The sequence below is a fragment of the Paenibacillus sp. S02 genome (assembly GCF_019454065.1).
In the GTDB taxonomy this organism is placed as follows: domain Bacteria; phylum Bacillota; class Bacilli; order Paenibacillales; family Paenibacillaceae; genus Paenibacillus; species Paenibacillus polymyxa_B.
Genome location: NZ_CP073682.1, coordinates 5,638,251 through 5,654,666, shown reverse-complemented (window position 1 = coordinate 5,654,666; position 16,416 = coordinate 5,638,251). Strand labels below are relative to the sequence as shown.

At 46.8% G+C, this 16,416-nt stretch carries 16 protein-coding genes and 1 riboswitch; of the genes, 7 read left to right on the top strand and 9 right to left on the bottom strand.

Features of this window, described 5'->3' with window-relative positions; all coding sequences use genetic code 11:
• The first annotated feature begins 1 nt into the window (after position 1).
• The 5 genes from KAI36_RS25160 (at position 2) to KAI36_RS25140 (ending at position 5,823) form a co-directional block, all read left to right on the top strand.
• Positions 2-790 carry an ABC transporter permease gene (locus KAI36_RS25160; RefSeq protein WP_013312456.1) on the top strand — a complete coding sequence of 263 codons (789 nt, stop codon included), beginning with the start codon at positions 2-4 and terminating at the stop codon, positions 788-790.
• 16 nt (positions 791-806) lie between these two features.
• Positions 807-1,865, top strand: a complete 1,059-nt coding sequence (locus KAI36_RS25155) for an ABC transporter ATP-binding protein (protein ID WP_220026304.1) — start codon at positions 807-809, stop codon at positions 1,863-1,865.
• A 28-nt stretch (positions 1,866-1,893) separates the two neighbouring features.
• A complete protein-coding gene (locus KAI36_RS25150) occupies positions 1,894-3,621 on the top strand; it encodes an adenine deaminase C-terminal domain-containing protein (RefSeq protein WP_220026303.1) in 1,728 nt (575 codons plus the stop codon).
• A gap of 411 nt (positions 3,622-4,032) precedes the next feature.
• Positions 4,033-4,509, top strand: a complete 477-nt coding sequence (locus tag KAI36_RS25145) for a Dps family protein (RefSeq protein ID WP_220026302.1) — start codon at positions 4,033-4,035, stop codon at positions 4,507-4,509.
• 150 nt (positions 4,510-4,659) lie between these two features.
• Positions 4,660-5,823, top strand: a complete 1,164-nt coding sequence (locus tag KAI36_RS25140; protein WP_220026301.1) for a nitric oxide synthase oxygenase — start codon at positions 4,660-4,662, stop codon at positions 5,821-5,823.
• A gap of 25 nt (positions 5,824-5,848) precedes the next feature.
• Here KAI36_RS25140 and KAI36_RS25135 read toward each other — a convergent pair whose 3' ends face one another.
• Positions 5,849-6,010, bottom strand: a complete 162-nt coding sequence (locus KAI36_RS25135; RefSeq protein ID WP_013312451.1) for a hypothetical protein — start codon at positions 6,008-6,010, stop codon at positions 5,849-5,851.
• A 120-nt stretch (positions 6,011-6,130) separates the two neighbouring features.
• On the opposite strand from KAI36_RS25135, the gene KAI36_RS25130 reads away from it, so the two are divergent.
• A complete protein-coding gene (locus tag KAI36_RS25130) occupies positions 6,131-6,589 on the top strand; it encodes a hypothetical protein (RefSeq protein ID WP_071643691.1) in 459 nt (152 codons plus the stop codon).
• A gap of 69 nt (positions 6,590-6,658) precedes the next feature.
• On the opposite strand, the gene KAI36_RS25125 is transcribed toward KAI36_RS25130, so the two are convergent.
• From KAI36_RS25125 to KAI36_RS25105, 5 genes are all read right to left on the bottom strand, one after another.
• Positions 6,659-7,096 (bottom strand): AbrB/MazE/SpoVT family DNA-binding domain-containing protein, encoded by a 438-nt coding sequence (locus tag KAI36_RS25125; RefSeq protein ID WP_071643672.1) that lies wholly within the window; start codon positions 7,094-7,096, stop codon positions 6,659-6,661.
• 185 nt (positions 7,097-7,281) lie between these two features.
• Positions 7,282-8,001, bottom strand: a complete 720-nt coding sequence (locus tag KAI36_RS25120; RefSeq protein WP_013312448.1) for a 3-ketoacyl-ACP reductase — start codon at positions 7,999-8,001, stop codon at positions 7,282-7,284.
• A gap of 119 nt (positions 8,002-8,120) precedes the next feature.
• The gene (locus tag KAI36_RS25115; protein WP_220026300.1) at positions 8,121-8,972 is read right to left on the bottom strand and encodes a DUF4097 family beta strand repeat-containing protein; all 852 of its coding nucleotides are present in this window, start codon (positions 8,970-8,972) and stop codon (positions 8,121-8,123) included.
• A 4-nt stretch (positions 8,973-8,976) separates the two neighbouring features.
• On the bottom strand, positions 8,977-9,528 hold the full coding sequence (locus tag KAI36_RS25110; RefSeq protein ID WP_025721844.1) for a DUF1700 domain-containing protein: 552 nt from the start codon (positions 9,526-9,528) through the stop codon (positions 8,977-8,979).
• Positions 9,521-9,850: a PadR family transcriptional regulator gene (locus KAI36_RS25105; protein ID WP_023990821.1), complete on the bottom strand. Its 330-nt coding sequence runs from the start codon at positions 9,848-9,850 to the stop codon at positions 9,521-9,523. Before KAI36_RS25105 ends, KAI36_RS25110 begins: the two co-directional genes overlap by 8 nt.
• A 382-nt stretch (positions 9,851-10,232) precedes the next feature.
• On the opposite strand from KAI36_RS25105, the gene KAI36_RS25100 reads away from it, so the two are divergent.
• Positions 10,233-10,766, top strand: a complete 534-nt coding sequence (locus KAI36_RS25100; protein WP_025720312.1) for a DUF6985 domain-containing protein — start codon at positions 10,233-10,235, stop codon at positions 10,764-10,766.
• Positions 10,767-10,853: 87 nt separating this feature from the next.
• Here KAI36_RS25100 and metE read toward each other — a convergent pair whose 3' ends face one another.
• The 3 genes from metE to KAI36_RS25085 all read right to left on the bottom strand — a co-directional run bounded on the left by metE (position 10,854) and on the right by KAI36_RS25085 (position 16,148).
• Complete coding sequence (metE, locus tag KAI36_RS25095; protein ID WP_220026299.1) at positions 10,854-13,172, bottom strand: 5-methyltetrahydropteroyltriglutamate--homocysteine S-methyltransferase; 2,319 nt, start codon at positions 13,170-13,172, stop codon at positions 10,854-10,856.
• Positions 13,173-13,333: 161 nt separating this feature from the next.
• Positions 13,334-13,529, bottom strand: a riboswitch (cobalamin riboswitch).
• A 175-nt stretch (positions 13,530-13,704) separates the two neighbouring features.
• The gene (gene nrdG / locus KAI36_RS25090) at positions 13,705-14,202 is read right to left on the bottom strand and encodes an anaerobic ribonucleoside-triphosphate reductase activating protein (protein ID WP_023990818.1); all 498 of its coding nucleotides are present in this window, start codon (positions 14,200-14,202) and stop codon (positions 13,705-13,707) included.
• Positions 14,199-16,148: an anaerobic ribonucleoside triphosphate reductase gene (locus KAI36_RS25085; protein ID WP_220026298.1), complete on the bottom strand. Its 1,950-nt coding sequence runs from the start codon at positions 16,146-16,148 to the stop codon at positions 14,199-14,201. Before KAI36_RS25085 ends, nrdG begins: the two co-directional genes overlap by 4 nt.
• Between the last annotated feature and the right edge of the window lie 268 nt (positions 16,149-16,416).

The window sequence follows — 16,416 nt, the reverse complement described above, 5'->3', positions numbered from 1 at the left end:
TATGCGGGAGAAACATTACGGACTAGGCTTCTTTAGCCTGCTGGTCTTCATCTTTCTGCTCGGTCCGCTGTTGATCATATCGGTCACTTCTTTCGAGCCGGGCACGGTATTAAAATTTCCTCCGCAGGGCTTTTCTTTGCGCTGGTATGAAAATATTTTTGAAGTGGATTTGTTTATGTCCACGTTCAAAACGTCCATTGTCGTTTCTCTGCTAGGCAACATCTTGGCACTGTTGATCGGTATGCCTGCCGCCTATGCACTTAGTCGTTTTTCGTTTCGCGGGAAGGATGCGCTGAATGCTTTGTTCCTTTCCCCGTTGCTTATACCAGGTATTGTTCTTGGTTTTACACTGCTGCGCTATCTGATCATTGTTTACCATTTACCAGTATATGCTGGACTATTGATCGGACATACGGTGATTATGTTGCCGTTCATTATTAGAGTCATTGCATCCAGTTTGTCTAACTTTGATTTTGCGATTGAGGAAGCAGCGCTTAGTTTGGGGGCTGGACGGCTGGAAACCTTTTTCAAGGTGGTTCTGCCCAACATCCGCTCAGGTATTATTGCGGCTATCCTGATTGCCTTTCTGGAATCATTCAACAATGTCGACATTTCCGTCTTTATGACAGGACCGGGCTTCAGCACCCTGCCCATTCAAATGCTGACTTACGTCGAAAATTATTTTGACCCGACGATTGCAGCGATTTCGGTTATGCTGATGATTTTGACCGGTATTCTGATGTTCTTGATTGAACGACTGATGGGATTGTCTTACTTCACTAAAAGGTAATGGAGGCTTCAACCTTATGGCACTGCTTACTCTGGATCGCGTATCGGTCGCTTATGACAACCAACTGATCTTGCAGGATTTCGATTTGCAACTCGAACGGGGGCAATTGCTCTCGCTGCTCGGACCGAGTGGTTGTGGCAAAACGACCACACTTCGTCTCATTGCAGGATTTCTCGAAGCTAAACAAGGAACATTTTTGTTTGGCGATAAGGATTATACTCGGGTTCCAGTGAATAAACGGAACTTCGGCTTTGTATTCCAAAGTTATGCACTCTTCCCGCATTTGTCCGTTTTTGATAATGTTGCCTTTGGTCTGCGGTTACGCAAGGTAAAGGAAGATGATGTAAAGCGCCGCGTTATGGCCATGCTGGATACGGTTAGCCTGGGGGGATTTGAAAAACGTTTCCCCGGTGAATTGTCAGGCGGACAGCGTCAACGTGTTGCGATTGCGCGAGCGCTTGTGATTGAACCCGATCTGCTGTTGTTTGATGAACCTCTGAGTAACTTGGATGCTAACCTGCGTGTAAACATGCGTGTGGAAATCCGCCGTATTCAACAGGAACTGGGCATCACTACCGTATATGTATCGCATGATCAGGAGGAATGTTTTTCGATTTCTGACCAGGTTGCGATTATGAATAAGGGGAACATCGAACAATTAGATGCTCCATCGACCATTTTTAAATATCCGACGACCGAATTTGTCGCCCGTTTTATTGGGTTTAATAATTTTCTGAGTTTTGACGAGCGTACTGAAGAAGGGGATCGTATTCAACTGAATACAAGCGATCTTTCGTTCGGCGTAGCGCGTAATCAGGGTACTGCCCAGCCGGGTGCTCGTCAGGGCGCTATTCGCCCGGATGATTTGGTCATTCGAACAGAAGGCAACGAGACAGGAGAAAATGAGCTTCCCGGTATTATTAAGGTAAGTACTTACCTGGGGCGTAGCTATCAGTATGTGGTAGAAACGGCGAAAGGCAACTTTACGGCTAATCAGGAAATGGATACGCCTTACCTGAGTGGTCAGCGGGTTACCCTGCATTTTCCGGCAGATAAAATGGTGCTGGTCCAATAATCAGCGGGTTCGATGAAGGAGATACATCATGCGTGCAGACAAAATGATTTTACAAGTTAAGGTGTATAACAGTTACTACAAGACGTTCGAAGAAGGTAATGTAGCTATACTTGGCGGTAAGTTTATGTATATCGGTCAGCGTGGTCTGGAGTCTTTTGAGGTGGCTGAGATTGTAGAGGGGCATGGGAAATATATGATTCCCGGCCTGATTGACATCCATCTGCATATCGAGAGCACAATGGTGACACCGGCAACCTTTTCCTATGGGCTGATTCGCAATGGGGTAACGACGATTGTACCGGAACCGCACGAAATGGCGAATGTTTTCGGATTGGAAGGCATTCAGGAAATGATGGAAGCCAGCAAAGATTGCGTGGCTGATATGTTCTACGGTATTCCAAGCTCTGTCCCGGCAACGCCGCTCGAAACCTCAGGAGGCGAGATCGATATTCCCGAGATAGATGCCCTGCTGCAAACCGGTGAAATGATCTGCCTGGGTGAAATTATGAACTATGTGGATGTCATTCGTGATCCGGAGAGCAAGACGAATCGCATCTTACGCCATGTTCGTGAGCATTACCCGGAGCTGATCATTGAAGGCCATACGCCGCAGCTGCTTGATCTGGACCTGCATCAGTTGATCTATGCGGGAATAGGCTCAGACCATACTCACCAAAGTATTGAAGGTATGAAGGCGCGGATGGCCGCCGGGATGTTTATTGAAATCCAGGAAAAATCCATGACCCCTGAAGTGATGGACTATCTTATTCAGGAAGATGTGGCACAACATTTTTGCTTCGTAACGGATGATGTGATGCCAGACTCTTTCGTAGAACGAGGGCATCTGAACCATATCGTAAGTAAAGCTATCGGAATGGGCATGAAGCCCGAGGATGCCATTTATGCAGCTACGTTTACTCCTGCTGCACGGATGCGTATGCATGACCGCGGAACAATTGCACCGGGAAAAATAGCTGACTTTGTATTGCTGTCCGATCTTGGTCAGTTTGATGTGGAGCAAGTCTATAAGGACGGACACAAGGTTTTTGATAAATTCGAGGAATACCATCAGGCACCGATAAAATGTCGCTTCCCCGCCCATTTTTATCAAAGTGTGAAGCTCAATCCGCTCACCGAGCAGGATTTTACTGTAAAGATGGATGTAGCTGATGGCACACATCAATGCCGTGTTATGATGGTCAAGGATGGCTCAACTTTTACGAGTGAACGGATTGCACCTGCACATGTGGAGCAGGGTGAACTGGTATGGGAACATGGTGAACATGGACTCATCGCTACGTTTGAGCGATATGGAAAGAATGGCAACCGTGCTTACGGTTTGATCGGGGGAGATACGATTAAACGTGGGGCAGTGGCAACCACCTATTCGCACGATAACCATAACTTGCTGGTCGTAGGGCATAACAAGCAAGATATGATATTGGCCGCGAATACGGTTCTTGCCAGCCAAGGCGGTTTTTGCGTAGTTGAAAATGGCAAGGTGCTGTCCCATTTGCCGTTAACCGTAGGCGGGATTTTAACAGAAGGACCGCTGGAAATGGTTGCAGCGCATGTGAAGGCGCTGCGTTCAGCCTTGCTGTCGCTGGGTTACCGCCATTACAATCCAATCATGTCGCTGAGTACGCATTCTTTGCCAGTCAGCCCAGCCTTGAAGATTACCGATCATGGTCTGATTGATGTAAATGCTGGCAAGGTTGTACCTTTAATCGTGGAACCTTCAGAGATACAAGAATAATAAAAGAGCCGCCCCTTTTAAGGGCCGGCTCTTTTTTGTCTTGGTTAGGTATGAGGTAGGTTATGGATTTTGCCTAAAATACAGATGCTTTAGCAGACAAAATTAACATCTTCTATCCTCCTATTGATGTAACCTATGTATAAAAGATAAACAAGTCCTGATTGTGGATGTCCGATTGCATGTAGATTTACAATCAATTCACGTAATCTTCATGATTGAAACCGAATAAAGACTTGAAAAACATCGACAGAGTGTTATAATTAAAACAGGATTTAGATTAAGTCTAAATTAATTGATTAATATTTATTGGATTGACGCATGGGATTTTGAAGAAAATCAGACACTACTACTAACGAGTATCCAAGCTTTACACCAACTATATTTTGAATGATAACGAGAGGGGATTTTAACATGAGTACATTAAATCATACGAACGCACCTACACAAGAGGCTATTCAAGAATTGCACAAGGCATTAAATCGTCAGGTAGCTACCTGGTCTGTATTGTACACGAAACTGCATTATTTCCACTGGTATGTGAAAGGACCTAAATTCTTTACACTGCATGCTAAATTTGAAGAGCTTTACGATGAAGCAACAGCTAATCTAGATACGATTGCTGAACGTTTGTTGGCTATTGGTGGCCGTCCGGCTGCGACCTTGAAGGAGCATTTGCAACTTTCAGCTATTCAGGAGTCCGCAGGTGAGCAGACAGCTGACGATATGGTGAAGTCCGTTGTTGCTGATTTTAAAACCATCACTGTTGAACTGGCTAATGGGATGGAAGCAGCGGAAGCAGCACAGGATAAAGCCACAGAGGATCTTCTTAACGGCTTGAGAGAAGCAATGGATAAACATATCTGGATGCTGAGTGCGTATTTGGGATAAGATATTGGGATATATTTCCATGTATATGGAGATCAGGTGAACAAGATACACATCCCGTTGGTTCCACTCTGCCACTGGAGTATAATAACGTGAAGGCGTGGAAGACCACAGGCTCTTGAGTCATAGAGTTGCCGGGATGGGGTGTGTGTTATGGAAGTGAAACGACAGCTTTTGCATGAAGCGGAGCAGTTTATATATACATGTTATGAGGAGCTGGGCCGAAGCCGCGATGAAGCGGAAGCCCGGCTTCTTCATATTCGTTACGACATAGAGACAACTGGAACGTATGATCATACTTACGAAGAGCTGGAACACGGGGCACTCATGGCTTGGCGCAATAGCAACCGTTGTATCGGTCGCTTGTTTTGGGACAAGCTTTTGGTCAGGGATGCGCGGGGCGCGTCAGATGCGACGGAAGTGGTACGTGAGCTATTGGAGCATATACGCATAGGAACGAATGGCGGTAAAATTAAGCCAACGCTTACTGTATTTCGCGCCTCCAAGCCGGGGCAGCCGAATATCCGCATCTGGAACCATCAACTCATTCGTTACGCTGGATATGAAACCGATCAAGGGATTATCGGGGACCCGATCTCGGTGGATTTTACCAATACTTGTAAAGATATGGGCTGGCAAGGAGCGATGACTCCTTTTGATATTTTGCCACTGGTTGTGGAAGCAGGCGGGCGGCCTCCCGAGCTATTTGATATTCCCGAACATTTGGTGATGGAGGTAGACATTGAGCATCCGGAACTTTGGGGTTTCGCTTCCTTGGGATTGCGTTGGTATGCCGTGCCTATGATTTCGGACATGACGCTGGAGATTGGCGGTATCATCTATACGGCGGCTCCCTTTAACGGCTGGTATATGGGAACAGAAATCGGCGCCCGTAATTTTGCAGATACCTTCCGCTATAATATGTTGCCACAGGTGGCTAAGCTGATGGGGCTGGATACGACGAGTGAAACAACGCTTTGGCGTGATCGGGCGCTGGTGGAATTGAATATTGCTGTGCTGCATTCTTTTAAAAAGGCGGGAGTCAGCATTGTCGACCACCATACCGCAGCGGCACAATTCAAGCTGTTTGAGGAACGGGAGGCCAAGGCTGGGCGCGCACTGACAGGCAATTGGACATGGCTAATCCCCCCGCTATCCCCGGCGACAACGCATATTTTTCATAGTTCCTACGATAATCGGCTTGTGAAGCCGAATTTCGGAGTTCAAGATAAGCCGTATATGTCGAGGCAGGCTAATACAGCATCAGATGCAGTGCTTCAGCAGAAGCGCCAAGGTTGCCCTTTTCATTCCGGATAATGATGGGAATGACCTAATTGCTGGATTAGGATTCTAGCTTATCCCATGCAACGATAAAAAGGGTAGCCAGTGGCCCTATTAATAGGGAGAGCAGAAACCAATTTAGCCCGCTCCGATTTTTGGATTGTGCCAAACCGGCATTAATAAGGGCAAGCGTTCCCCAGCCTATATAATAATCTTCTGACATGGTATTCTCCTTTGTAAAAAGGTATAATATCGTACTGTGTATGGTATGAACACATCCATGATTTCATGAGTTTAGAGTAAATATAACTTTATATATCCTGGTTTGAGGAGCGAAGCTAAGTTGGAAAGATATCAGGCAGAGCGCATTGTCGCTGAGCTTTTGGAACGGGCTGCTATAGGTGTGACAGTCAAGCTGGAGAAACGTTTTCCTGGTGGAAGGCTGATTGGGGGCAAATATGCCATGAATGCTCACGCCATTACCATGTATACGGACGTTATTGAAACACAGTGTTTACAAATGTTCGGCAGCGTTGATCGAGTTGAGGAGTATTTTACGGTTGTGCTTGCACATGAGATCGGGCACGCCGCCGATACGGAATTAGTGGACCTCTCCGATGCGTTGGAGCAAGAGAGCGGGATTGGGACCCGGCAACGACTTGCGCTGCAAATTGAAGAAAACGCATGGAATTATGCGCTTAGACTGGTGCCTGAAATAGAAGCAACGTTTATTTCTGCCGTAATAGACGAGTCCTTGCTGGCCTATCGAGTCCCGGTTATGGAGCATTCTGACATTGCGTAACGATGATGATCCGAGAGCCGTCAGGCTCTTTTTTTGTTGATAATAACAGACGAGATCGGACCGGATCATTTAAAGGAGTAGCTTTTTAAGCTGCGACACGCGTCCCTGGGATAGTTCGAGCATTTCGGCTAATTCTTTTTGAGATACATTAGGATGCTCCTGCATGAGCTGTTTTAGTTTATTTAGGAGATCATTCTGATTTCTGTAACTCCTTCTTTTCTTGGGCTGGACAGAACGTGCTTCACTCAAATGACTGGAAGGATTATCGCTCTTCAGATTTTCAATACAACTTTTACATATCAGATGATCCCTGAAATAGCTCAAATGATCTACGGCACCACAAAAATAGCAAGAAACCCCCGTATACTTGCGAATCATCAGTCCCTCTGGGGTAATAAAAAAATCGAGAGCATCTCCAATATTAATATTCATAGAATTGCGCAGCTCCTTGGGCAGCACAATGCGGCCCAAATGGTCTAATGGCCGTGTCATTCCTGTGTTCTTCATCATTTTTCCCCTTTCCTGAAATGCGCTTATAGTTGTAGGAATTGTATGTATATATGCTGGAAGTAAAAAGCGCTTATATTACAGTTTGTTTTGGTATAGCTATGCTGAAAAAAAGCTCCGGCATGACGAACAATTACGTCTGCCGGAGCATTGTACAGCCAATGAATCTAAGATGTCGTGTCGAATTACTGTGGGTTGGTTGTCCAAATACCGGCTACTTTTAATTGAACCCGTGGAGGCAGTTTCAATGCGGCTAATGTCAGATCGGCCAAATCTTGCGGTTGAAGCATGCGATCTTCATCACCAATAGGCAATCCTGCATTTGCCGCCAGTTCTGTATTGACAGTGCTTGGAGTCAGCGCGGTAACGCGAATGTTAGATTTGCGAACTTCCTGCATCAGTGCTTCCGTGAAGCCCATCAAAGCAAATTTGGACGCGCAATATGCTGAGCCTGTTGCAAAACCTCTTTCTCCTGCCGTCGAGGAGATATTAATAATGTTTCCGCTCTTTTGTGCCAGCATGCTTGGAAGAACAGCATGTGTGACATAATAGGTTCCCATCAGGTTTACGCGAATAATACGTTCCCACTCTTCGGGGTCCATATCTGCGACTGTACCAAAGGTAGCAATGCCTGCATTGTTGATCAAAATATCAACAGCGCCCAACTCGTGTTCCAGTGAAGCTACAGCGGCAGCGGCCTGTGCGCGATCCGATATATCTGCAACAGCACTCACCACTTTCACACCGTATGTACTCCCCAGCGAATCCTGCAGCTTTTGCAGGTCAGTCAATGTGCGTGAAATTAATCCCAGGTTGACGCCTTCCTTAGCTAAAGTTTCGGCAATTGCTTTACCGATTCCTTTGCTGGCCCCTGTAATAATGGCTGTTTTATTCTTAAGTTCCATCCAGTCTCCTCCTTATCAATCCATAACGTGGTTGTGCATCTGAGCACATGGTTACATTATACAAGGTTAAACTCATTGAACCAAACTTCGCCTCTGATGAGGTATTCATTTAGAGGTCTTTATTTGGAAATATAAATATCCCCTGAAGTGGTTTCGACCTTAATCACGTTCACACTACCGGGAACAGATTCGGGAGTATTTATACTCCCAGAGTCAGAGCGGACATTATAAACACCTTTAAAATCGGGAGCTTGCTTAATCTTCACGTCACCAGAATCAGCATTCACTTCCAAGTTGGCTACGGCACGTTGTGTAATATTTGTCTCCCCTGAGGTTAGGGAGAGAAGACCATTACCGCTATAATCGCGAATGGTAACATCACCTGAAGTAAGCTTCAACTCCATATCTGCTGCAAGCTGACTGGCTGTAAAATTGCCGGATGTTAAATTTGCAATCAGGTGGGTACTTTGGAGGTTTGTAATCTCGGCAGTGCCTGAAGTAGCGGTGATGGAAGTATTCTGCACGGAGGCATCCTGAAGTTTTACATTCCCTGAATGTGCATCTACCTGTAGGTCAGTTAGTGTTTCGCCAGAGGGCATCTCTACGGTAATCGTTTGATCCAAATCAGGAGTGATCGAAAAGAATGACAAGGAAGGGGCCGGCTCCGATTGAATGGTAAGCTTACCGTTCTCAATTTGGGCATTATGAATCTGGTCGGCTACTTTTGTCTGAACTTCTCCGCTAATGCGTATCGTACCTTGGTCGCCAGAGCCAGGAGTAAACAAAATAGAGACATCATCAGAACTGTCCACTTTCAGCTTCTGTAGCTGACCACGTGTAAACGTCCATTTTTTGTTAATCGCAGTTGTTTCCTTCATGACTTGTTGATTCCATGGGGCACCGTAAGCCACCATTCCGGCTGCACCGATGACAATGCACAGGCCTGCTGCAATAAACCACTTTTTATTCATATTGTTAGTAAGCTCCCCTCAGGGTAGTCAAATTCCATTTCCAGTATCGTACTGTGCCCTTGACCATAAGGAGTAGGAGATAACGTACTCCAGGCAGCAGCAATAGACCTATACCCGTCAGCGTGATAGAGAAAAAGAATTTGGCCGGGTAAAAGGTGCTGTTTAGTGCATAATCAGTAACGGCGAGAAGGGGGGCTGCAATGAAGCTGACCGATACCACGGCCAATGAAGCCCATACTGCCCATAGGGTAGCCATAATCGGGATGGAGATTAGCAAATTGAGAAACAGTAGCCCTAAGAAAGTAAAAAGATTACGTGCGAAGCTTCCCTGACGAAGCGGAGGAGAAGCGTTCCAGGCTGCATTGGGATCATCCAACGCTTCTCGGGCAATATCCTCCGGGTTACCCAGTTCATTGGCAATCTCACTTTCGCTTTTGCCATTAACCAACCCGTAGTCAAAATGCTGGCTCAAATCACTAAGCAGCTCATTGCGTACCTCTGCAGGGAGAGGAGAAAGAAGCTGCTCTACCTCTGTAAGAAACTGTTTTCTATTCATCGGAATTCCCTTCCTCCAGTAGGCTTGCGACATGATGGACAAAATCATTCCATTCCCGCGTAAGTATTCTTGTATAATGGCTGCCAGTATCGGTCAGCCGATAATATTTGCGGGGAGGCCCCTCGGTCGATTCCTGTAAATACGTTGTGCAGTATCCTTCTGATACCAGACGGCGAAGCAGTGGATATAGGGCTCCCTCAGCTACTTCAATATGACGGGAGACGGCTTGAGCTAACTCGTAGCCATAACGGTCTCTGCGTCCAATTAGAACTAGAACGCACAGTTCCAGTACCCCTTTTTTGAATTGGATGTTCACATTCACGAGCGGTGCTCCCTTCCTGGATGTTATCAATGATTCATAGGTGTCGTTCGGAATAAGGGGAAGAAACGTGTGTTTGTGCATAATTTGTCACGGGTACTAATTATAGAACAGTAGTCAGGTATAATTTAACATCATGTACTGATTAATGCAAGGTACTAAATTTTTAATAATAAAATATTTGTGCCAAAATGGGCAGATTTTCTTTCTTGAAGGCTTTATTGAATAGCGAATGTTGTAGAAAAAAGTATTTTTATTTGGAAATTCCTCGAAATATGGCTGGAAGCACCAATAGGATGCTACTTTAATTTCATTCATTAAAATGATAGATTGTAAAGTATTCAATAGGGTTAAAGATTACTTTTTATGAAGAGGTGGGTAAAGGGTGGATTGGAAACATTGGTATATGGAACTGGAACAGGATGATGAGTCTTGGGATGTATCTGAGGAGATTGTTCTGCGTGGTGTAGTACATCTTAATTTTTGCGGGCAACCCTCGGAAGTAGAAGTCGAATTTATCGTGGGAGCCGATTCCGAAGAACAGGCACAGACTATAGAAGAACCTACTCAGTTGCAAAAAAAGACATGGGAGCAGTATATGGAATATTCGTCAGCTATTCATCCTCAAGTGTTGGAGTCCATACACCATCATTATGCTGGCATAGTGGAAAAGTACCGGAATGCTTACAGTACATGGGGAGAGGACCCCAATGAATATGCGCCTTATGTGGAGCGGCCGGAACAATTGCTGGATCGAATACAACTTATGTCTATACTGATTTCCGACTCATCGGCAAAGGATGAACTGTATTTGAATTTTAGTTGCTCCTGGGATCGAGAACATGGCTTAGGCGTACATATGAAGCAGATGAAAATGGAGCATATTCAAGGTGTTTATACATTATATGACCTAGAATAAATCCCCCTTCCCGGCTTTTAGCAAAAAGGGCCGGGAAGGGGAATAGGATATGGTGAAATGATGGCGCGATTCGATACGATAAAAAAATTAGTTGGATACAGCCAATGCAGCCCGGGCTGCTTGAGCCGCTTGTACCATTAGTCGCAAGGCGGCGACAGATTCCTCCTTGGTGCGGGTTTTCAGACCACAGTCCGGATTAACCCAGAACAAATCTGATGGCAGTACGCGCAGGGCACGCTGGATCATGCTTAGCATTTCAGATACATCGGGGATGCGCGGACTGTGGATATCGTACACGCCTAGACCGATGCCCTTGTCGTATACCTGATCTTCAAAGCTGACAATCAGTTCTCCGTGACTTCGCGAAGTTTCAATAGATATAACGTCGGCATCCATATCGGAGATGGACTGAATCATATGCTGAAATTCGGAATAGCACATGTGCGTATGGATTTGGGTCGCAGGCTCAACGGTGGCCGTGGTCACAAGGAAGGCTTGAACCGCCCAATCCAGATAGGCTTGCTGTTGTTCTTTTTTCAGTGGAAGCCCTTCACGAATTGCAGGCTCATCGACCTGAATCATGCCGATGCCCGCTTGTTCCAGTGCCTCTACCTCTGCCCGTAATGCCAGAGCCAACTGTAAAGCAACTTGATTACGAGGAATATCGTTACGTTCAAAAGACCAGTTCAAAATGGTCACAGGGCCTGTAAGCATTCCCTTAACAGGCTTAGAGGTTAACGATTGGGCGAATGCCGTTTCTTCCACGGTCATGGGCTGATCGAAGGAAACGTCTCCGTATATAATCGGCGGTTTAACACAGCGGGAGCCGTAGGACTGCACCCATCCGTTTTGCGTAAAAGCAAAGCCGTTCAGCTTTTCGCCAAAAAATTCAACCATGTCGGTCCGCTCAAATTCCCCATGAACAAGCACGTCAATGCCAATGTCCTCCTGAATATCAATCCATTCCTTAATTTGCTGTTGGATGAACGCCCGGTATTGCTCGGCAGACCATTCTCCTTTGCGATAGTGCAGGCGGGCCTTGCGGATCTCGGCGGTTTGCGGGAAGCTACCAATGGTCGTCGTAGGCAGTGGAGGCAACTTCAGCTTATTTTGCTGAATCTCACGACGCTCGGCGAAAGGAACGCTGCGTGACAGAGGCTCTTTTGCCAACAGGTCGGCCAGATCGGTAGCTGTCTGTACGCGTGCCGCTGAACTGTTGAAACGGGCTACCGCATCCGCACTTTGCTCAAGCTTGGCGAGTGCGGATGGATCGTGTTTGCCAAGTGCAGCCGTCAGGACGGCGATTTCCTCCAGCTTTTCATCGGCAAAGGCCAGCGCTTGCACCAGCTCCTTGTCCAGCTTTTGCTCTGCCTCCAGACTGACTGGCACATGCAGCAGACTGCATGATGGCTGTACGATAAGCTGTGCGGCAGTGGTTTGTTCTGCTAACTGACCCAGCAGGGCAGCCACAGCGTTCAGGTCGCTGCGCCATATATTGCGCCCGTCAATGACCCCAGCGCCCAGCGTTTTTCCTTTAGGGAAGCCATGCTGTAATATATGCTGAAGATTTTCGCCATCATCATACACAAAATCAAGACCCAGTCCCTGTACCGGAAGTGCAGACAGACGCTCATAATGATCGAGGCTGCCAAAGTAGGTTTGCAGCATTATATTTAAAGAGGGCGCAGCTTGAGTCAAAGCTTCATAGACTTCCTGAATAATGTCCAAATCCTCTGCCGGGAATGAGGTGGTCAGGACAGGTTCATCGATTTGGACCCACTGAACGCCTTCTGCCGCTAGTTCAGACAGGATACGGGTGTACAGTGGCAGGAAGCTTCGTACGATGGTGGCCAAATCCTTACGATCATAGCCTTTGGATAGGGTAACGAATGAATAGGGGCCGATGAGGACCGGTTTCCCATCAATGCCTAGTTCTTGTTTTGCTTCACGATAAGCCTGTAAGGGTTTATTTTCAGTGAACACCGGGACTGCGTTTGCCAATTCAGGAACGATGTAGTGATAATTGGTATTCATCCATTTGGTCATTTCACTGGCTGTTGCTCCCTTCTGTCCACGAGCGATCCCGAAATACACGGACAGAGGAACCGGACCTGCGGGACGATGGTTGAACCGTTCGGGTACCAGACCGAACATCACAGATGTATCCAGCATGTGATCGTAATAGGAGAAGTCTCCGACAGGAATGCGATCAATCCCCTTGTCACGCTGCTTGCTCAGATGCTCCAACCGTAATCTTTTCATCTCCGTCTGCAGTTCGCTTTCGTTAATGCTGCCGTTCCAGAAGCGTTCCAGTGCTTTCTTCCATTCCCGGTTTTCGCCGATACGCGGATATCCCAGATTACTGCTAATCAAGCCGGACAATTCAGGCCATTCATTAATGGACATGTACTTTTCCTCCTAGTGGGTAGCTGTTTTATTTTTACGTACCAAAAAAGGCATTCTTCCCCCCAGAGTTAAAAATAAGTAGGGGAAAGAATGCCTCCGTGATTAAAAAATCAAAAATACGGCGACTGCTCTTAACACCTCCCTATCTTCCGTAGGTACTTGCGATGTTGTTAAAATAGGCAGGTCTCCTGACTTACGGATCATGACTCTCAGCATTCCTTCCCGGTCTGTGGACCAGTGGATATATGAACAGCTGAAAGTTCCCCGTTTACAGTGGCGGGACCGTGCCGGATTTGCACCGGCTTCCCTTTTAAGCCTGATCTGAATAGAACAGACACCTATCTCCAAGCTATGCGGTTAAGGTATGACGAATAATTATGCACTCGTATACTTGTTCACCATCATAAGTGAAACTTACAGGATGCGCAATAGAAACTCCAATGGAATCTGTTAGCTATATGAAAAAAGACAAGCCTTACCCATGATGGGGACTTGTCTTAGATATATAGCATCTTGCTGGGTAAACTTCGCGTTAAGCCAATGAAACGGTATAGCCTGCCTGAATACTGGCTTTTACATCTACCAGACGCTGGTTGCGACTGCCCCGGAAGGGAAGGGTCAGGTCCTTTTGCTGTTCTACAAAACGACCATCCACAATCACATCGCACAAAAGCGCTAGCTCCTGTCGCTCCTGATCTGTGAGTAAATCTTCATAGACAAAGCCAGTATAAGCCCACACGGTTCGGTCGGGACAGGCCTCGCGGAAGTCACGCACAAATTGCGAGCATTCTGCTGCTGAGAAAAACGGATCTCCCCCACAGAGAGTCAGTCCGTCCAACAACGGATTATCCATGATGTCACGAATGACTTCCTGTTGTCGTTGGGGGGTGAATGGCTCACCTGCACGGAAGCTCCACGACGCTGGATTAAAGCATCCGGGACAGGCGTGACGGCAACCGCTAATGAACACGACGGTGCGCAGGCCGTATCCTTCGTTCAGAGATTCCGGAATGTAGCCACACAAATTCACTTATGTTTCACCCGGTCTCGAACCTCTGCCTGTTTTGCAGCATTAAAGCGAACGGTATAATCTCCTGTCAGATATCCGGTTACCCGACGTAAGCGCTGAAAGTGTGTATGCTCCTCATCTGTGCCACATTGGGGGCAGCTTGTCCCGATAATCCCTTCATAACCACATTCCGTACAACGATCCACCGGATGGTTGATGGAGAAGTAGCCGATGTTCTGATGCAGCGCGTACTGAACAATTTTAAGAAACGCATCCGGGTTATTCCGCGCGTTACCATCCAGCTCGATGTATGAAATCGCACCAGCGTTGCATAGGTTATGGAACGGAGCTTCCAAGCTGATTTTACGAGCAGCCGGGAGCGTGTAATACACGGGAATATGAAAAGAATTCGTGTAATATTCTCGATCATTTACCTCAGGGATAATTCCGAAATCACGTTGATCCAGCAATGTGAATTTTCCCGACAGACCTTCGGCAGGCGTAGCGAACAATGTAATATTTAAGTTGTGATATTCACTCATTCGATCGCAATACACGCGCATGGAAGTGATGATTCGCTGTGCCTCGCGGTATACGAAATCATCCTCACCGTGGTGTTTCCCGTATAGTGCCTTCATGCACTCAGCCAGCCCGATGAACCCGATCGAAAGCGTACCGTGCTTTAGTACGCTTCCCACCTTATCATCTGGCGCCAGTTCTTCTCCACCTTCCCATACCCCTTCACGCATCATAAAGTCCGAAGCTTTGGCCGGCTGGCTTGTCTGGATTTGATAGCGATGGATTAGGCCATCCACCGCAATGCGCATAACTTCTTCCAGTCTCGCATCAAAGCGATCACGGTCAGGTGTCAGGCGTTTGCCTGTGCAAATACCATACTCAATGCCAAGCCGCACCAGATTAATGGTATTGAAGGAGAGATTTCCCTTGCCACTCTGCCGGTTTCTGCCGAAACGGTCAGAAATGGTACGGGTACGGCAACCCATTGTCGCTATAATGGTATCCGGGTCATCAGCACGGTAAAAAGGCAGGTTGAAGGTGGCATCCACATTCACAAAATTGGGATACATCCGTCTGCTAGAGCATTCTACCGCCCGTAAGAACAAATCATAATTGACGTCGCCTTCTGCCTGGTTGATTCCCTCTTTGCATTGGAAAATATGCTGCGGAAAAATAGGAGTTTCCCCGCTACCCAAGCCGCGAATAGTGGCCTCCAGCAGCGATTGAGTAACAAGCCGTCCTTCAGCAGACGTGCACATTCCGTAATTCAGTGAAGTGAATGGAATCTGTCCACCCGCCCGACTGCTCATGGTGTTCAGGTTATGAATGAGCGATTCGGCAGCCTGCCGGGTTTCCGTTTCCGTTTCTTCGCGTGCGAATGCGTATGAACGAGGGCAGACTTCTTGCAAATAGGGATTGGCCATATGTAGTTCGTCGTCAGACAGACTGGATTCTATCTCTTCCTCGAACAACCGTAGTCCCTTGCGCAGATGCTTGCGGAAGGACCGGGCAACGTATGGGGCAAGGTCCCAATCTATTTTATTGGCGGAGACACCTCCGAATTGGCTATTTTGCTGAGACTGAAAAATAATGGCGACTAGTGCCATAGCGGACATAATTGTTTGCGGTGTGCGCACAGAGCCGTTGCCTGTATTGAAGCCGTCTCGCAGTAAACGACCAAAAGGGATAAAGATACAATTCGTAGTTCCGAGCGCATATTGGTCCAAATCGTGAACATATACATATCCGTGGTCAATCGCGTTCGTCAGTTCAGGCGGAAGTACCCGCAGGCGCGCATACCATTTGGCATACTCGGACCCAAGCTTGCTCATTTTGCCGCTGAACGATTCTCCATTCAAATTCGCATTCTCCCGCAGCATGTCCAGATCTTGTGCCCCAATGACCCGCTCGCCGATGTCGTATAATTGATGTTCCTCCAGCACCTTCATCGTAAAACCCTCCATATAGTAAAATATATATATTTTTCACAAAAACAACATATTGATGATATCTTGTGTTAACCAATTGTTTCGATCTATATATTGTATATACGTAAACATTGAGAGTATGTGACTATTGTCACATTGATAGGAGTGGGCGATATAAAAAAGCCAGATATAGAGTAAGGGACACATCCGCGGATATGCACCTTACTCTATATCTGGCCATCGTAGTTGCGATGAAAATGATAGGCTTGCGAGTACATAGTATATGATC